17 protein-coding genes are annotated in these 17,267 nt (G+C 34.1%); 15 read left to right on the top strand and 2 right to left on the bottom strand.

The genetic code is table 11. From position 1 onward, the window contains the following. Positions 1-13: 13 nt before the first annotated feature. Together LJ207_RS08270 and LJ207_RS08265 are read right to left on the bottom strand one after the other, a co-directional pair. The gene (locus LJ207_RS08270) at positions 14-322 is read right to left on the bottom strand and encodes a DUF6092 family protein (protein WP_229345949.1); all 309 of its coding nucleotides are present in this window, start codon (positions 320-322) and stop codon (positions 14-16) included. Beyond that, a complete protein-coding gene (locus LJ207_RS08265; RefSeq protein ID WP_229345948.1) occupies positions 315-851 on the bottom strand; it encodes a nitroreductase family protein in 537 nt (178 codons plus the stop codon). Before LJ207_RS08265 ends, LJ207_RS08270 begins: the two co-directional genes overlap by 8 nt. Before the next feature lie 196 nt (positions 852-1,047). On the opposite strand from LJ207_RS08265, the gene LJ207_RS08260 reads away from it, so the two are divergent. The 15 genes from LJ207_RS08260 (at position 1,048) to LJ207_RS08190 (ending at position 17,212) form a co-directional block, all read left to right on the top strand. Further along, positions 1,048-2,679: a PucR family transcriptional regulator gene (locus tag LJ207_RS08260; RefSeq protein ID WP_229345946.1), complete on the top strand. Its 1,632-nt coding sequence runs from the start codon at positions 1,048-1,050 to the stop codon at positions 2,677-2,679. Between the two features lie 132 nt (positions 2,680-2,811). Continuing rightward, positions 2,812-3,489: an aspartate/glutamate racemase family protein gene (locus LJ207_RS08255; protein ID WP_229345944.1), complete on the top strand. Its 678-nt coding sequence runs from the start codon at positions 2,812-2,814 to the stop codon at positions 3,487-3,489. Continuing rightward, positions 3,486-4,406: a DUF1177 domain-containing protein gene (locus tag LJ207_RS08250; RefSeq protein WP_229345943.1), complete on the top strand. Its 921-nt coding sequence runs from the start codon at positions 3,486-3,488 to the stop codon at positions 4,404-4,406. Before LJ207_RS08255 ends, LJ207_RS08250 begins: the two co-directional genes overlap by 4 nt. A 102-nt stretch (positions 4,407-4,508) precedes the next feature. Beyond that, on the top strand, positions 4,509-6,071 hold the full coding sequence (locus LJ207_RS08245) for an ABC transporter substrate-binding protein (protein ID WP_229345941.1): 1,563 nt from the start codon (positions 4,509-4,511) through the stop codon (positions 6,069-6,071). Positions 6,072-6,204: 133 nt separating this feature from the next. Beyond that, positions 6,205-7,227 (top strand): ABC transporter permease, encoded by a 1,023-nt coding sequence (locus LJ207_RS08240; protein ID WP_229345939.1) that lies wholly within the window; start codon positions 6,205-6,207, stop codon positions 7,225-7,227. A 1-nt stretch (position 7,228) separates the two neighbouring features. After that, positions 7,229-8,086, top strand: coding sequence for an ABC transporter permease (locus tag LJ207_RS08235; protein ID WP_229345938.1), 858 nt, complete (start codon positions 7,229-7,231; stop codon positions 8,084-8,086). Positions 8,087-8,105: 19 nt separating this feature from the next. After that, positions 8,106-9,134 (top strand): ABC transporter ATP-binding protein, encoded by a 1,029-nt coding sequence (locus LJ207_RS08230; RefSeq protein WP_229345936.1) that lies wholly within the window; start codon positions 8,106-8,108, stop codon positions 9,132-9,134. Continuing rightward, positions 9,127-10,122 carry an ABC transporter ATP-binding protein gene (locus LJ207_RS08225; protein WP_229345935.1) on the top strand — a complete coding sequence of 332 codons (996 nt, stop codon included), beginning with the start codon at positions 9,127-9,129 and terminating at the stop codon, positions 10,120-10,122. The genes LJ207_RS08230 and LJ207_RS08225 overlap by 8 nt, the downstream gene beginning before the upstream one ends. After that, complete coding sequence (locus LJ207_RS08220; protein ID WP_229345933.1) at positions 10,119-10,940, top strand: nitrilase-related carbon-nitrogen hydrolase; 822 nt, start codon at positions 10,119-10,121, stop codon at positions 10,938-10,940. The genes LJ207_RS08225 and LJ207_RS08220 overlap by 4 nt, the downstream gene beginning before the upstream one ends. A 214-nt stretch (positions 10,941-11,154) precedes the next feature. Further along, on the top strand, positions 11,155-11,532 hold the full coding sequence (locus tag LJ207_RS08215) for a RidA family protein (RefSeq protein ID WP_229345932.1): 378 nt from the start codon (positions 11,155-11,157) through the stop codon (positions 11,530-11,532). A 54-nt stretch (positions 11,533-11,586) separates the two neighbouring features. Next, on the top strand, positions 11,587-12,969 hold the full coding sequence (locus LJ207_RS08210) for a tryptophanase (RefSeq protein WP_229345930.1): 1,383 nt from the start codon (positions 11,587-11,589) through the stop codon (positions 12,967-12,969). Positions 12,970-13,098: 129 nt separating this feature from the next. After that, positions 13,099-14,415, top strand: a complete 1,317-nt coding sequence (locus LJ207_RS08205; protein ID WP_229345928.1) for a sodium-dependent transporter — start codon at positions 13,099-13,101, stop codon at positions 14,413-14,415. A 154-nt stretch (positions 14,416-14,569) separates the two neighbouring features. Continuing rightward, the gene (locus LJ207_RS08200; protein ID WP_229345927.1) at positions 14,570-15,217 is read left to right on the top strand and encodes a helix-turn-helix transcriptional regulator; all 648 of its coding nucleotides are present in this window, start codon (positions 14,570-14,572) and stop codon (positions 15,215-15,217) included. A gap of 133 nt (positions 15,218-15,350) precedes the next feature. Beyond that, a complete protein-coding gene (locus LJ207_RS08195) occupies positions 15,351-15,785 on the top strand; it encodes an NUDIX domain-containing protein (protein WP_229345926.1) in 435 nt (144 codons plus the stop codon). A gap of 200 nt (positions 15,786-15,985) precedes the next feature. Next, positions 15,986-17,212: a 6-phosphofructokinase gene (locus LJ207_RS08190; RefSeq protein ID WP_229345924.1), complete on the top strand. Its 1,227-nt coding sequence runs from the start codon at positions 15,986-15,988 to the stop codon at positions 17,210-17,212. Positions 17,213-17,267 lie beyond the last annotated feature (55 nt).

Below are 17,267 nucleotides of genomic sequence, written 5' to 3'. Positions count from 1 at the left end.
TCTCCCTCATTGATTATATTTCTTTATTTAATTCTACAACAAGCTTATTAATAATAGCATCTAATTTTTCAGCACAATCTTCTTGACAGTCTTCTTCTAGGCAGTCTCTTTTTACAGCCTCAAGTTCTGAAATAATCTCATCAAAATCTGTCTCGCCATTTTCTTTTATCACATCTGCCTCTTCAAGGGTTTGATATAATTTGATAATTGAGTCAATAAGTCGAAAAGGACCATAACTTTTTGGCTCATAAATCAATCCCCTGGCACTGCTTGTCATATGTGAAATTAACTTTAAGACTTCTTTTTGACTGAGCTCACTCATTATTTTCTTCACCCCAATTGTTAAAATAGCATATTTCTTCAAGTTTATCTCTTTTTGGTGGAGGTGGTTCAACAAAAGAATAACCCACCGAAATCAATAACTCAGGTTCAATTTTATCCGGAAGCTTTAACAATTCTATTAAAGCACCTCTATTAAATGATTTAACCGGACAGCTGGCCAAAGCTTTTTCTGCGGCCAGCAGCATAATATTTTGGGCAGCCATAGAAATATCCATTCTGCTTAAAATGTCTCTGCCAAATTTACCACCTTTTTTATAGGCTAAATTTTTATCATAGCAAAGAATAATTAAAGCAGGAGGATTTCCTGACAGGCCAGGACTAAAGGCATCAATTTTTTCTAGTAAAACATCATCATCAACAATAATAAAGCGCCATGATTGTATATTGCCACCTGAAGGAGCCCAGATTGCAGCTTCTACAAGTTCTGCTAGATCATCTCTTGCTATTTTATCATTGCGAAAATTTCTTATACTTCTGCGTTTTTTTATTAGATTTAAAAGCTCTCCCATTTTATCACCTCTTTTAAGATGTAATTGTCTGATTTTTGGCGCTTAATAACCTTTATTCTTAAAAACATCTCTCTTTGTTAATTTAATTCTACAGCAGCTGAGAACTTTTGTCCAATAGAATTTTAATATTAAATATTTTCTAATATCTTTTCTAAATGGCTAAATATCTGATATAATGGTTTCGGAGGTGTTTGATTTGAACCTGACAGTTGAGGCGATTTTAAAATCTGAATTCATGGAAGGTGCCAGGCTACTAGCTGGTATATCTGCCTTAGAAAAAGAGATTAAATATGTTGATATTATAGAGGTTCCCGATGTTATAGACTGGATTAATGAAGGTGGTTTCTACTTAACCACAGGTTATTCTTTTAAGGATGATCTGCAGTCACAAAAAGAGCTTGTCCAGACTCTATCTGCAAAAAATAGTGCTGCTTTGTGTATCAAAAAAGGACGCTATTTTTCCGAGATTCCAGAAATAATAGTCAAAACTGCCAATGAACTTAATTATCCAATTATCGAATTACCAAAGGATAAATCTTATGTAGACATACTGCTGCCTTTAAGCAGTATGCTTTTGGATAAAAAAACCTATTTACTAAAACACTCAGAAAAAATACACCAGGATTTAACCGATGTCGTTTTAAGTGGAGGTGGTTTAGATCATCTGGCCCAAACTTTATATAAGTTGATCAATAAATCGGTTTTGATTCAAGATAGGGAACAAAAGAAGCTGGTTTTTGTTGGGGATAAAGAAGATGTTCTCAAGCATGAGGTATATATTCCAGAAGCTAAATTAAAAAAAATGCTGCTTAAAGATAATATAAATTTGATCAAAAGTGAAAAACAATCTAGATTGATGACTCCGGTTAAAGTTTCAGGCAGCATCTTGGGTTATGTTTCAATTTTTACTGGAGAAAATAGCGATATTGAAAAAATAGATTATCGAGCTTTACAGCATGCAGCAACGGTTATAGCTCTCGAGATGTTAAAAGAAAAAGAAAAAACTGAAGTAGAAAAAAGATTGAAAGTTGATCTTTTTAATGATTTAATACAGCAAAACTATAATTCCGAAGAAATAATAATCAACCGGGCTTTAAATCTTAATTGGGATTTAGAAAAGAACTATCTGGTCATAGTTTTTGAAATAGATGATTTTGAAAGCTATTATCGCAACTTAGAAGCTAGCCAGGAATATCAGATTAAAGATATTCAGGATAAAATAAAGCGTATAATTAAAAGGCGCCTGCTGCAGGAGCATAAAGATTTGATTGTGATCAATAAAAGTTCTTCTTTTATTGTTTTTTATAACTGTGAGGGGCTTGATCAGGAAAAGAGAAAAGAAAAAAGCCGTGCTTTTGCTGAAAAAATAGCTGCAGAAATAAAAAAAGAAATAGCCAGCACTAAATTATTTGCTGGTTTTGGCGGCCATTATCAGGGCTTAGATGGGATCAGAAAAAGCTATCATCAGGCCAGACAGGCTATAGAGATGGGTAAAAAAATAAATAAAGAGAGCAATCTTTTTCATTATGATGATCTTGGCATTTTTAAGGTCTTAGTAAAATTAGATAATAGAGAATGTTTAAATGAATTTAATAAGGAAATGCTTGGTCCGCTCTTAAAAGAGGAGAACAGTGATCTTTTAAAAACAATCGAAGCTCTCTTGAACTCTTTTAATAATAAAAGGGAAGCGGCTCGAAAGTTAAATATTCATCGAAATACCCTTGATTATAGGATCAAAAAAATTGCTAAATTACTTGATGTAGATCTACAAAATAGTGAAAATTGGCTTAACCTATATCTGGCTTTTAAAGTCAAACAGATGCTTTAGCTATGCATAGTGCATGAAAAACAAGTATAAAGTTTTGATAAATGCACATATAATTTGCTGCTCTGTTGTGGTAAAATAATTATTAAGAATATTTAAACACAAAAAATTAAAACTTAAAAGAGTTGATTTTAAATGCTGCAGAAAACAATTGCTGTAATCAGGGTGGTTACTTTAGATAATGCAATGGATCGGAATAAGCATGCTCTAATTTTAAAAAGGCACTATCCTCAATTTAATTTCGTAACTTTTACTATACCAGATCAACCAGAAGGTGTGCATGATTTCAAATCACATCAAAAATCAATTCCCAAAATAATCAAATTAGTAGAGCAGATAAAAGATGTAGTTGATGCAGTATTAATCAGCTGTGCTGCTGATCCAGCTGTTACAGAATTAGAACAGCTTTTGGATATACCTGTTTGTGGAACTGGTGCCAGTTCAGCTCATTATGCCCGAAGTTTAGCTGATCAAATAGCAGTAGTTGGTATGGGTGAATTTAAAATCAAGGAAATAATTGAAGTTTTAGGAGATAATTTAATTGATTATCAGCTGCTTAACAATATTAAAACAACCCAGCAATTAAATACCCCAAAAGGAAAAATAGAATTAATCAATGCAGTAAAAAACATACACAAACAAGCATCAGCAGTTATCCTGGCCTGTACTGGAATGTCAACAATGGAGATAGCAGATCATCTGGCAAAAAGTTTTGAACTTCCTGTTATAGATCCCTTAGTTACAGGAGCCTTGTTTTTAAAAAAAGAACTGCGGGCTGCTGAAGCTAAAGAACTTAGGGAGGAAAAGATATGATTTTAAAAGAAGTATTAGATATTTATGATCTCTTAGATAGAGCAGATGCCAGTGGTAAAATGGTGGCTGATTATTTAAGAGAGAATGGTGCCGACAAGGTAGAAATCACCAATATAGAGGGTGAAAAAGGCACTACAGATGGTTTAAAAATAACTATTAAAGGAAAAAAGAAAAATGCTCCGGTGTTAGGGATTATCGGCCGTCTGGGAGGTATAGGAGCCAGACCAGAAGTCAGTGGTTTTGTTTCTGATGGAGATGGAGCTTTAACAACTCTGGCAGCTGCCTTAAAACTGGCCAGAATGAAAAAAAGAGGAGATCAACTTCAGGGTGATATAGTATTAACAACCCATATTTGTCCAGATGCTCCGACAAGAGAACATGATCCAGTTCCTTTTATGGATTCACCGATCGATATGGAAGCCATGAATAAACATGAGGTTTGTGAAGAAATGGAAGCCATTTTGTCTATAGATACAACTAAAGGCAACAGGATTTTAAATAATAATGGTTTTGCAATTTCTCCAAGCATCAAAGAAGGTTACATATTAAAGGTCAGTGAAGATCTTTTGTCTATCATGGAAACAGTGACCGGGAAAAAAGCATATGTATTACCTGTTACCCAACAGGATATTACACCATATAGTAATGGTCTATTTCATATAAACAGTATTTTTCAACCTGCAGTTGCTACAACTGCACCTGTGGTGGGAGTTGCTATTACTACCGAAATGCCGGTTGCAGGTTGTGCAAGTGGGGCAAGCAATTTTTCAGATATAGAAAGTGCTGGTAGATTTGTAATTGAGGTTGCTAAAATGTATACAAAAAATAAATGCAGCTTTTATGATAAAAATGAATATAAAAAGCTAGTCAAACTTTATGGTGATTTAAAACAATTTCAAACCGTTGGGATTAAGTAAAATTTATTAATGAGGAAGTGATAACTTTTTAAAATTAATCCATTTTCAAAAAAACAAATTATTTATCGTTATTTATCCATTAAAAAACCGAGGAGGAAGAAAATGAGTAGAAAGAGTACCTTGATGCTGACATTTGTTTTTATCTTGTCAATTATAATTTTTTCGGCAGGCTTTGTAAGTGCTCAAAGAAATATTGTGAGTATGAGCATGAATCAGGATATCGATACTATAGACCCTTCTAAGACCACTGATTGGACCGAGGCGATGGCAATTCTAAATATCTATGATTCACTTGTGATTCCAAATCCTGATGGTACTATGGCTCCTCTTGTTGCCAGAGACTGGGATTATAGTGAAGATGGATTGAACTATACATTTTACTTAAACGAAGGGATTAAATTTCACGATGGCAGGGAATTGACCGCAGAGGATGTAGTGTTTTCTTTTGAGAGGATGCTTGATTTAGGACAGGGTTATTCCTGGCTTTGGTCTGATGTAGTGGAATCTGTTCAAGCAGCTGATCAATATACAGTTGAGATTAGAATGCAGGAACCATATGCACCCTTTATTTCAACCTTACCCTGGCTTGCTATTTTGAACAAAGAACTACTGCTTGAAAATGAAGTAGATGGTGATTCTGGTCAGGAATGGCTGCTGGAAAATGATGCTGGTTCAGGTCCTTACAAATTTAAAAGTTGGGATCGGGGAACAGAATTAGTTTTTGAAAGATTTGAAGATTATTTTAGAGGCTGGCCTGAAAATCCTGTAGATGAAGTTAGAGCCAGGATTATTTATCCAGATTCAACTGTTCTTTCAGAAATGAGAACCGGTAATTTAACTATAGGTGATCACTATAGAGAAATAGAAACCTATAACAGATTAGATGCTTTAGATGGGGTAAATATTGAAACTGCTCAGACTGGAGAAATCTTTTATCTGAAAATGAACACTCAAAAAGCACCTGTTGATGATATTCATGTGAGACGGGCACTTTCCTGGGCCTTTGATTATGAGACATTTAATGAATTTATTAGTCCGGGAACCGAACAGGCACAGGGGCCAGTACCACAGGTTATACCAGGTCATAATCCAGATGTTTTCCAATATGAATTTGATTTAGATAAAGCTAGAGAAGAACTGGCAAAAAGTGATTATGAACCCGGAGAGATTTCAATTGATTTTGTTTATGTAGAAGGTATGGAAAGGCAGCGCCGCTTGGGTCTGATGTTCAAGCAAGATTTAGAAGAAATAGGTATAGAGCTTAATATCAGTTCTGAAACCTGGGGTAGAATAACAGATCTAGCTTCTTCAGTAGAATCAACACCTCATATAACAAATATCTATAGTGCTGCAAATTATCCAGATCCTGATAACTATTTATTTAGTGCTTACCATTCTTCCGCAGCCGGAACCTGGATGTCTATGGAGTGGCTGCAGGATGAAGAAATTGATGAATTAATTTTGAAAGCCAGAAGGACAATGGATAGAGAAGAAAGAGAAGCAATATACCACGAAATACAAGATAAACTAGTAGATCAAGCACCCAGTATATATGTTTATTCATTACTGAAAAGATATGCCCTGCAGGATTATCTTGAAGGTTTTGAATTTGTACCAGTAATGTCCTTTGAATATGACTTCTATAAAATGAGCATTGCAGATTAAATCAAATTACTAATTAAATGAGGATTGAATCTGGCTTTCAATTTTTATTAATAAATGATATAATCTACTGGCCCTGGTGGTCAGTAGATTATATTTTGTTTTTTTATCTCCAATTATTTTGGGAGGCTAGTCGATGAAATATATAGAATATTTATTAAAAAGGTTAATCTATTCAGTGGTGGTTCTTTTTGGTCTTTCTGTAATTATCTTTATTATTTCTAGGGTTATACCTGGTGATCCGGCAAGGATGGCTTTGGGACCACATGCAACTCGGGAACAGGTTGAGGCTTTGAGACAGTCGATGGGGCTGCATCTTTCCTTGATAGAACAGTACATTATGTATATTACAAATTTATTCAGGGGAGATTTTGGAATGTCCCTTGTTTCAAGAAGAAATGTTTTAGTTGATTTAAAATTGTATTTTCCAGCAACACTTGAACTTATTATTTATACTATTATTTGGGTAGTAATAATCGGGGTTCCGATGGGAGTTGTTTCGGCGGCGAAAAAGGATAGTAAAGTTGATAACTTTTTTAAAACTCTTTCTTTTTCTGCGGTGGTAGCACCTGCCTTTATTATAGGTCTGGCATTTCAATTAATTTTTGGTTATGCTTTAAATATTATGCCTATTACAGGCCGTTTAAGTTCTGCTTTATCAGCTTCACCCAGGATTACAGGTATGCTTAGTTTTGATGCCTTAATCCAGGGAGATTTTCAAGTCTTTTTTAATTCCCTACGTCATCTTCTTTTACCTTCTCTTGCCCTTTCAATGCCTGGCATAGGTCAGGTTTCGAGAATTACAAGGGCCAGCATGCTTGAGGTTGGCACTAAAGACTATATCTCAGTCATGCATTCTTATGGAGTCCCAGATGGAATAATAAATTTTATCTATATGCTAAAACCAGCTTTTATACCCAGTCTAAACATTATTGGGATGACCTTTGCCTCACTCTTAGGTAATGCATTTTTGATAGAACAGGTTTTTTCCTGGCCGGGAGTGGCTAGATATGGGATTAATGCCCTACTCAAGGTTGATGTTAATGCCCTGATGGGGGTTGTACTGCTCATCGGAGCAGTCTTTTTAGCTACCAATTTCATTATAGATCTGCTGATGGGTCTGCTTGATCCCAGGGTCAGATTGAGTGAGGAGGATTAAGATGTCTTTTTTAAAAAATGAAAGAATAAAGGAAAACTGGTATAGATTTTCACAGAATAAGACCTCTGTGATCGGTCTTATTATTGTACTTACAATTATAATTTTAGCTATTTTTGCTCCCTATTTGACACCATATCCAGGTCATAGAGGGGCCCAAACTGATTTTAGAAATACCTTTCAGAGTCCGAGTAGAAGCCATATTTTTGGCACAGATGATGTGGGGAGAGATGTATTTACCAGGGTTATTTTTGGTTTTCGCTTTTCTCTACTCTTATCTGCAATAGTACTAATAATCGGGGTACCAATTGGAACCATTCTTGGTTTAACTGCAGGCTATTTTGGTGGCAGAATAGAAATGGTGATTCTTAGGTTTACAGATATGATGCTCAGCATACCTCCTCTGGTGATGGCCCTTTCGATCAGTGCTGTTTTAACTCCAAATTTAAGAAATATGATGATAGCCCTTGGTGCTATCTGGTGGACCTGGTATACTAGACTTGTAAGGTCAATTGTTGTTTCAATTAGAAATGAAAACTTTATCAAATCATTGAAGTTGATGGGAATTGGTCACCTTCATATTATGTTTAAAGAAATATTGCCTAACTGCATCTCTGAAATACTGGTTAAGGTAACCCTTGATATAGCTTTTATTATTCAGCTTGGAGCAGGTCTCAGCTTTTTAGGACTGGGAGCACAACCACCTACACCAGCTCTAGGAACTATGATTTCACAGGGTACCTTTCATCTACCGACAGATTGGTGGATGACCGTCTTTCCGGCCTTAGCTATACTATTATTAGTTTTTGGTTTTAACTGGCTGGGAGATGGTTTAAAGGATATGCTTGATGTAGAATTATAAGCAAAGGATGTGTCTTTTATTGCCAAATAATTATTTGCTGGAAGTTAAAGATCTTTATATAGAATTTGAAAGATATGCTGGTAGTGCTAAAGTATTGAACGGAGTTAGTTTAAATATTTCTGCCAGAGAAAGAGTTGGTTTGGTTGGAGAGAGTGGTTGTGGTAAATCTCTGACAGTTAAAACCATTATGGGTCTATTACCTGAGAAAAGAATAAAGATCTCAGGTGAGATCAAATATAAGGGGCAGGAGATACTTGAGGCTAATGATGCCCTGCGGAAAAAGATCACCGGTAAAGAAATGGTCATGATTTTTCAGGATCCGATGACCTCATTAAATCCTGTTTTCAGCATAGAGAAACAAATGATGGAAAATATCTGGTGGAATTACTATCCTGAAAGCAGTGGTTTTTCTCTTTTTAAAAAGAAAAGCAAAAAGAAAAAGGCTGAGCTTAAAGCTTTAATAGAAAAAACATTAAAAGAGGTAAGGCTTTCTGATACTGAAAGAATTCTGAATAGTTATCCTTTTCAACTTAGTGGTGGGATGAGACAAAGGGTATTAATCGCAATGGCACTGGCCAGTCAACCCAGCCTTTTAATTGCTGATGAACCTGGTACAGCTTTAGATGTTACCACTCAAAAACAAATAGTCAAATTACTTGATGAGCTGATCAGAAAAAAAGATTTAGCAACTTTAATGATCACTCATAATTTGGGTTTAGTAAGAGAAAATACAGATAAGGTATATATTATGTATGGTGGTAATATTGTTGAAAGTGCTGCTACAAAAAAAATATTTACAAATCCACTTCATCCCTATACAAGAGGCTTATTAGATTCTGTACCCAAATTAACGGCTGAAGGGGTAGGAAGTGGGATAGAAGGAACTGTCCCCAACTATTTTGAAGTTGGAGAAGGTTGTCGTTTTGAACCCCGCTGCAGTTACAGAATCGAAAAATGCAAATTACAGAATCCCGAACTCAAAGCAGAAGAGGAAGGTCATTTTGTAGCCTGTTATAATCTGCCGGGAAAGGAAGAAAACAATGGCTGAAAAAATATTAGAAGTTAAAAATCTCAAAAAACACTTTGTGCTTGAACAAGGATTTTTGAATAAAAAGAAAAAAATTATAAAAGCAGTTAATGATATTAGTTTTTCTATCAATAAGGGTGAAATATTTGGTCTGGTGGGAGAATCGGGTTCAGGTAAAAGTACTGTTGGTAATTGTATTGTTGGTTTATATAAGCCAAGCTCAGGTAAGATCTGCTATAAGTCAGAAAGAATTGAAAATATTGGCTTGCAGGATAAAGAGGCTGAAAAATATCGAGATGGGATCCAGATGGTTTTTCAAGACCCTACCTCTTCCTTAAACCCCAGACGGACGGTTAAACAGATCTTAGAAGTTCCCTTAAAAAAATATCGTCAGATCAAAGGCAGAAAAAATTTAGATAGAGAGATTGAGAAATTGGTCAAATTGGTAGAATTATCACCAGGGAATATTAAAAAATTTCCTCGTTCTTTGAGTGGTGGTCAAAAACAGCGGGTTTCAATTGCTCGAGTTTTGGCCTGTGATCCGGAGTTCATAGTTTTAGATGAACCTACTTCTGCTCTTGATGTTTCTGTTCAGGCTAAAGTGATCAAGATTTTAAATGAACTAAGAAGAAATATGGATTTATCTTATCTTTTTATCACCCATGATTTAAGCTTGATGAGAAATATAGCTAATCAGGTAATGGTTATGTATTTAGGCCAGGCCTGTGAATTAGCTGATAATGAAAGTCTATATAAAAATCCTTCTCATCCCTATACAAGAACATTATTAAGTGCTATTCCGGTTGTATCTGCAGAAGAAGAAAAACTGAAACCAAAAGATACAGAGGTAGAAGGTGAGATTCCTAATCCAAGCAATACTCCGGAAGGATGCAGTTTCCATAACCGCTGTGATAAAGCTTTTGCCAAATGTAGCCAGCTTGAACCGGAATTTATTGAGATAGAACCCGGTCATTTTGTAAAATGTCATCTATATAATAAAAAGGGGTGAATAATATTAATAAAAGACAGTTAAAAGTTGCGCTGATACAGCTAAAATGTGAATTAGGTAATTTAGAAAAGAACAAAGAGAAAATATTAAAACATCTTGCTGAGGCAAAATTGAAAGGGGCCGATATTGCCTGTCTGCCTGAGCTTGCCACTACAGGTTATAATCTCGACCTTTTAGGAAGCGATATTTATGATTTAAGTGTTAAAATTAAGGCTGATTATTTAAAGGATTTCTTTAATTTTGCTGAAGAGAAAAAGATTAATTTAATTTTACCTCTATCTTTAAAAGAAGAAAATGGAGATATTTATAATACTGCCTTAGTTATCAACAGGCAGGGGAAAATAGTGGGCAGGTATGATAAGGCTCATCTCTTTTTACATGAAAAAAGCTTTTATAATTCTGGAGAAAGCTATCATATATTTGAACTAGAAGGGGTTAAATTTGGGATTATTATTTGCTATGATCTAGGTTTCCCCGAAGCAGCAAGGAAAATGGCCCTAGAGGGGGCAGAAATATTATTTGTACCTTCAGCCTGGAGAATTCAGGATATAGATGTCTGGGATTTAAATACCCGCCAGCGAGCTCTAGAAAATAATTTCTTTTTATGTGGAGTTAACAGGGTTGGTTCAGAAGAAGACCTCTATTTATTTGGGGGTAGTAGAGTTGTCAATCCCCATGGTAAGCTTACAGCCAGTGCATCTGAAGGAAATGAAGAGGTGCTGGTCACCGAGATAGATCTTAAAGAAGTTGAAGCAGCTAGGGATTATTATCAGTATTTAAGTGCAAGACGAAAAGGTCTTGATGAAGATTTAAGTTAAAACAAAAATATATTATTTATTGACTCCTTAACCACAGTCTAAAAGCTGTGGTTTTTTCAATTTATAATAATTTTTTATAAAATTAATAAAATTTTATCAAAAAAACTATTGACAGAGCAATAATAAATTGTTATTATAATAATAAGTTATTATTACAATAAAAAAAGATTATTAATAAATCACAAATATTATTACTTTAGGGGGGTAATATTAAATGAAAAAACAGATCAAAAGCAAAAAAGCTCCGGCAGCTATTGGAGCTTACTCTCAGGCGATTAAAAAGGGAGATTTAATTTTTAGTTCAGGTCAAATTCCAATTGATCCCAATACTTCAGAAATGGTTGAGGATGATATCGAAAAACAGACTATTCAGGTTTTGGAAAATTTAAAACATGTTTTAGAAGCAGCTGGTTCAAATTTTGATAAGATAGTGAAAGCAACTATTTTTTTGAGTGACTTAAATAATTTTGCTCAGGTTAATGAAATTTATGAACAATATTTTGAGGGTGTTTATCCGGCAAGATCATGTGTTGAAGTGGCAAAATTACCTAAAAATTCTTTAATTGAGGTTGAAGTTATAGCCTTTGCTTAAAGCAATCTTAGACTAAAAAATTAAAAATCAAAACAACCTAGGGAGGAAGAAATAATGACTAAAGAATATGTAGCTGAACCGTTTAGAATAAAGATGGTAGAACCAATTAAGATGTTGACTAGAGAAGAGAGAGAAGAAAAAATTGCAGAAGCGGATTATAATTTATTTAATCTCAAAAGTGAAGATGTCTACATAGATTTATTAACAGACAGTGGGACAAATGCTATGAGTCAGGAACAGTGGGCAGGTGTGATGAGAGGTGATGAAGCATATGCCGGTGGTTCAAGTTATTTTAAATTATTAGAAACAGCAAGAGATATTTTTGCTTATCAATATATCCAGCCTGTTCACCAAGGTAGAGCTGCAGAAAAAGTATTATTTCCTGTTTTATTAGGTGATGGTAAATATTCAATCTCTAATATGCATTTTGATACTACTAGAGCTCATGTTGAACTTGCAGGTGCTAGAGCGATTGACTGTGTTGTAGAAGAAGCTTCAGAACCAGAACTTAGGGTTCCTTTCAAGGGCAATATGGATACTTCAAAATTAGAAAAACTTATCAACAAATATGGTAGTGAAAATATTGGGGTTGTTGTAATGACAATTACAAATAATTCAGCCGGTGGTCAACCTGTATCAATGGAAAATATTAAAGAAACTGCTGAAATTTGTCATAAATATAATATTCATTTAAATATTGATGCTGCTCGTTATGCAGAAAATGCATATTTTATTAAACAGAGAGAAGAAGGCTATGCAGATAAAAGCATTAAAGAGATAGTAAGTGAGATGTTCAGTTATGCAGAAACTTTTACCATGAGTGCTAAAAAAGATACCATAGTTAACATGGGTGGTCTTTTAGGGGTTAAAGATGATGAAGAACTTTTCCAGATTTTAAAAGCTAGAACAATTTCTAATGAAGGGTTTATAACTTATGGTGGCTTAGCAGGAAGAGATTTAGAAAGTCTTGCTATTGGTCTTAAAGAGGGTATTGATGAAAATTATCTTGAATATAGGATTGGTCAAATTGAATATCTAGCTGGCAGATTAGATGAAGCTGGAATTGCTTATCAGTCTCCAGCAGGTGGTCACGGTATTTTCGTTGATGCCAAAGATATGCTGCCTCATATTCCTTATTATGAATTCCCAGGTCAGGCTTTAGCGATTGAACTATATAAAGAAGCAGGCATTAGAACCTGTGATATAGGATCCTATATGTTGGGTAATAATCCCGATACAGGTGAACAGCTTGAAGCAGACTTTGAATTTACCAGACTTGCTATTCCAAGAAGAGTATATACTCAAGCCCATATCGATGTTATGGCAGATGCTTTAATTTCAATCAAAGAAAGAGCTGATGAAGTAGAAGGTTACCAAATAACTTGGGAGCCAGATATTTTGAGACATTTCCAGGCTAGTTTAAAACCTCTTGTTTAGTCATTTGACAATAATTACAACTTTAAGTCAGAGATCTAATAATAATTTAGGTCTCTGCTTGCTAAAGATTTAATAGTCAGAATAAATAAAATAATTATAATATTATATTACTATATTGGGGTGAAAATAATGGCAGAAAGAGAAAAATGGGATAGTAAATTAGGTTTTATATTAGCCTGTGTTGGGGCTGCAATCGGACTCGGTAATATTTGGATGTTTCCCTGGCGTTTGGGGGCTTATGGTGGAGCAGCATTTTTAGTTCCCTACTTATTATTTGTATTTACACTGGGTTGGACAGGACTGATGGAGGAATTTGCTTTTGGAAGAGATCAACAAACAGGTGCTATAAGTGCTTATGAAAATGTTTTTAATAAAAAAGGTTTAAAATATGGAGCAAAACTTGGTATAATACCTGTCTTAGGAGTTACAGGAGTTTTCACATTTTATTCTATAGTTGTTGGATGGATATTAAAATATTTCAGTTTATCAATAACAAATTCTTTTGCCAGAATAGATAATATTCCAGCCTATTTCGGAAATTTTGCCGGGAATTATCAATCTATTTTCTGGCATGGACTAGCAATCTTATTAACATTATTGATAGTAAGGTTGGGGGTTAAAGACGGTATAGAAAAAATGAATAAAATTATGATGCCCGGCTTATTCATTTTATTGATAATATTGCTATTTAGATCACTTACCCTGCCGGGAGCAGAAGAAGGCTTAGCTTTTCTTTTAGTTCCAGATTGGTCAAAATTAAGAGAACCTATTACTTGGGTAATGGCCTTAGGTCAGTCCTTTTTTACGGTATCACTGGGGGGAGCTGCAATGCTCGTTTATGGTAGTTACTTAGATAAGGATTCTGATATACCTACTTCAGCTTTTCAAACCGTTTTATTTAATACTTTTTCTTCATTGTTAGCTGCATTTGTAATAATTCCGGCAGTGTTTGCCTTTGGTTTGGATCCACAAGCAGGACCACCTTTACTTTTTATCACTATACCTCAGGTTTTCAGACAGATGCCGGCTGGAACTATTTTTAGTACTCTGTTTTTCCTAAGTATTGTTTTTGCAGGTTTATCTTCAGCTATTAATTTAATGGAAGTACCAGTTGAAGCGTTAATTGATAGACTAAATATAAGTAGAAAAAAGAGTTCCTTAATTGTTGGTTTAGGAGCATTTTTAGTTGGAATACCTTTAGATTTAAATATGGAGCTTTTTGGTGCTTTTGCTGATACAGTAACTATTTATCTGGTTCCACTAGGAGCGGTATTATCGGCTGTAATTTTCTTCTGGATTTACGGAATCAAAAATGCCAGGAATGCAATTAATGAGGGTGCAAAAAGACCATTAGCTAAGATTTGGGAGCCATATGCCAAATATATTTTCAGTTCAGTTGCTATACTTGTTTTAGTCTTGGGGGTAATGTTCGGTGGTATAGGTTAAAAAGTTATCTGCTGAGATATATTTTCTAGCTAGAGAATATATCTCGGCTTAATTAAAAACAATAAAATTTTGACTAAACAATAAAAAATTGTTATTATAAGATTAAGTTTTTTTAGTAATAAATATTTATTAACACTTATGAGGAGGAAGAATAGTGGAGAAAAGTTTTTTGAGTAGATATAAGTTGTTAGTGGAGTTTTTAGCTGAGGTTTTAGGAGAGAACTGTGAGATAGTACTTCATGATGTTAATGATTATGAAAATTCTATTGTGGCAATAGAGAATGGTCATATAAGTGGTAGGAAAGTTGGAGATTCTCTTACAGATCTTGCTTTAAATGTTTTGAAAGACCAAGAAAAATTAGAAAATGATTATTTAACTAATTATACTGGTAAAACTTACAATGATAAAAAATTAAGATCATCAACTTTTTTCATCAAAAATGAAGAAAATGAAGTAACAGCAATGCTTTGTGTAAATGTTGATTTGAGTAAATTTATTGAAGCCAGAGATTTGTTAAATAGTATTATTGGAGTTGATGATAATATCAATGAAGCAAAGCAGGAAGAGGATCTCTCTGAAAACTTTACTTCCTCAATCGAAGAACTTATCGATTCTATAATTGAAAGCTCGATTGGTAATGCTTCAATACCTCCTAAAAGGATGACAGCTGATGAGAAAAAGGCTATTACTAATAAATTAGATGAAAAAGGAGTATTTTTATTGAAAAATTCTGTTTCCAAAGTGGCGAATAAACTGGAAACATCTGAAGCGACAATTTACAGATATTTAAATCATAAATAAGATTAATGAAACCCGACTTTGTCGGGTTTTTACTTTTGAAATTGAATTAAAAAGACTTTATTTAATAAAGGATTTTGGCTATAAATAATTAATAATATAATTAGAAGCTTGAGATAAAAAAGGAGTTGATATTATGCAGTATCCAGAAGTAGTGGTGGGAGCAGTTATTTTAAACCCTGATGATGAAGTTTTAATCTGCCGCTCAACCAAATGGAATAATAAATATATAATTCCAGGAGGTCATATTGAACTTGGTGAAGGGATGGAAGAAGCTTTAAAACGAGAGGTAAAAGAAGAAACTGGGCTTGATGTTCATTCTTTAGAACTTTTAAGCCTCAAAGACAGCCTGCAGAGCAAAGATCTAGATAAACATTTTATATTTATCGATTATCTCTGTAGAAGTGATTCTTATCAAGTTGCTTTAAATGATGAGGCAGATATTTATGAGTGGGTAGATTTAAATGAAATTGAGAAATATGATCTTGGGCAATTTGTTAATTCTTTATTAATCGAGCTGCGGGATAAAAATGATCCAATTCATAAAACCTCTATATTTTATGGTTATTAATCTTAAAACAGCTTAAGTTTAAAATTTAATAATTGCTTTTTAAATTAACAAAATAATTAAAATATTAAATAAATTAAAGGAAATTATTTTCAAATCCTTAATTATAATAATAAGTGGAAAAATAAATTGGTGTAGGTTTGACTTCTGGCTTAAGACTTTATTGCTTTAAAAATCATAAAAACAGCAGTGGAGGGATTATTATGAAAAAAAGAAATTGTTTGCTTGGACAATCCGGTGGACCTACAGCAGTAATCAATTCCAGCTATAGGGGAATTTTAGACCAGGTAAAAAAATCTAAAGATTTAGATAGGATTTATGCAATGCGCTTTGGTTTGCAGGGGCTTTTGGCAGGAAAATATTTTGATCTGACAGATAAAAGCGAAAAAGAATTAGAATTATTGCAGAACACTCCATCTACTGTAATCGGTACTTCTAGATATAAAATTGACCATTACAATGAAAATGAAGAGGATTATATTAAATTTTTCAACTTTTTAGAAAAACATCAAATAGGCTATGTATTTTATGTTGGTGGAAATGATTCGATGGATACTGTAGCTAAATTGACCAGTTATGCTGAAGAAAAAGGAATTGATGTTACAATAATGGGGATTCCTAAAACAATTGATAATGATATAGTTATAACAGACCACTGTCCTGGTTTTGGTAGTGCTGCAAAATATATTGCTACTTCTGTTATGGAAATTGCCAGAGACAGCAGAGTTTATGACCTCAAAAATGTTCATATAATTGAAACTATGGGCCGCAGCAGTGGTTGGCTTGCAGCTGCCAGTGTTTTAGCAGCCAACGAAAAATTATATGCTCCTGATTTTATCTATTTACCTGAGGCAGTGTTTAGTCTTGATAAATTTTTTGCAGATGTTGAAAAGAAGATGAAAGAACAAAAGGCTATTACAGTGGTTGTTTCTGAAGGAATCAAGGATAAAAATGGAGAATATATTTCTGCAGGAAAAAGTACTGCCCATGATCAATTTGGACATAAAAAATTGGGAGGAGCAGCTTATACGTTAAAACCAATTATTAAAGAAAATCTCTGTGATCGGGTTAAGGCAATCAAGTTTGATGTTATGCAGAGAGCAGCAGCTCACTGTGCTTCGGGTAGAGATATAGTGGAAGCTTATCAGGTGGGCGCAGAAGCTGTAAAAGCAGCTCTGGCTGGTGAAACTGGTAAAATGACAGCAATCAAGAGAATATCTAATGATCCCTATCAGGTAGAGATAATTAAGGTTGAGGCTGAAAAGGTAGCTAATAGAGTAAAACTAGTTCCTGATAAATGGATTAATGAAGAGCAAAATGGGGTAACAGAAGGATTTAAAGATTATGTTTTACCCTTAATTCAGGGAGATATAAATATGGAAAAAGAGAATTCACTACCTGTATTTGCAGAACTAGAAACTGGAGAATAAGATCCAAATTGTGAAGTTTGTAATTAAGCTCAATCTTTAATATAATGTAAATAGG

Origin of the sequence: Halanaerobium polyolivorans, from assembly GCF_020711195.1 — a bacterium.
Lineage (GTDB): Bacteria > Bacillota > Halanaerobiia > Halanaerobiales > Halanaerobiaceae > Halanaerobium > Halanaerobium polyolivorans.
This window is presented reverse-complemented; position numbering and strand designations above follow the sequence as displayed.

Bases quoted from the DNA above. Each gene is read 5' to 3' on its own strand.
- LJ207_RS08270 (WP_229345949.1), bottom strand. From the start codon at position 322: ATGAGTGAGCTCAGTCAAAAAGAAGTCTTAAAGTTAATTTCACATATG.
- LJ207_RS08265 (WP_229345948.1), bottom strand. From the start codon at position 851: ATGGGAGAGCTTTTAAATCTAATAAAAAAACGCAGAAGTATAAGAAAT.
- LJ207_RS08255 (WP_229345944.1), top strand. From the start codon at position 2,812: ATGCTGCAGAAAACAATTGCTGTAATCAGGGTGGTTACTTTAGATAAT.
- LJ207_RS08250 (WP_229345943.1), top strand. From the start codon at position 3,486: ATGATTTTAAAAGAAGTATTAGATATTTATGATCTCTTAGATAGAGCA.
- LJ207_RS08245 (WP_229345941.1), top strand. From the start codon at position 4,509: ATGAGTAGAAAGAGTACCTTGATGCTGACATTTGTTTTTATCTTGTCA.
- LJ207_RS08240 (WP_229345939.1), top strand. From the start codon at position 6,205: ATGAAATATATAGAATATTTATTAAAAAGGTTAATCTATTCAGTGGTG.
- LJ207_RS08235 (WP_229345938.1), top strand. From the start codon at position 7,229: ATGTCTTTTTTAAAAAATGAAAGAATAAAGGAAAACTGGTATAGATTT.
- LJ207_RS08225 (WP_229345935.1), top strand. From the start codon at position 9,127: ATGGCTGAAAAAATATTAGAAGTTAAAAATCTCAAAAAACACTTTGTG.
- LJ207_RS08215 (WP_229345932.1), top strand. From the start codon at position 11,155: ATGAAAAAACAGATCAAAAGCAAAAAAGCTCCGGCAGCTATTGGAGCT.
- LJ207_RS08210 (WP_229345930.1), top strand. From the start codon at position 11,587: ATGACTAAAGAATATGTAGCTGAACCGTTTAGAATAAAGATGGTAGAA.
- LJ207_RS08205 (WP_229345928.1), top strand. From the start codon at position 13,099: ATGGCAGAAAGAGAAAAATGGGATAGTAAATTAGGTTTTATATTAGCC.
- LJ207_RS08195 (WP_229345926.1), top strand. From the start codon at position 15,351: ATGCAGTATCCAGAAGTAGTGGTGGGAGCAGTTATTTTAAACCCTGAT.
- LJ207_RS08190 (WP_229345924.1), top strand. From the start codon at position 15,986: ATGAAAAAAAGAAATTGTTTGCTTGGACAATCCGGTGGACCTACAGCA.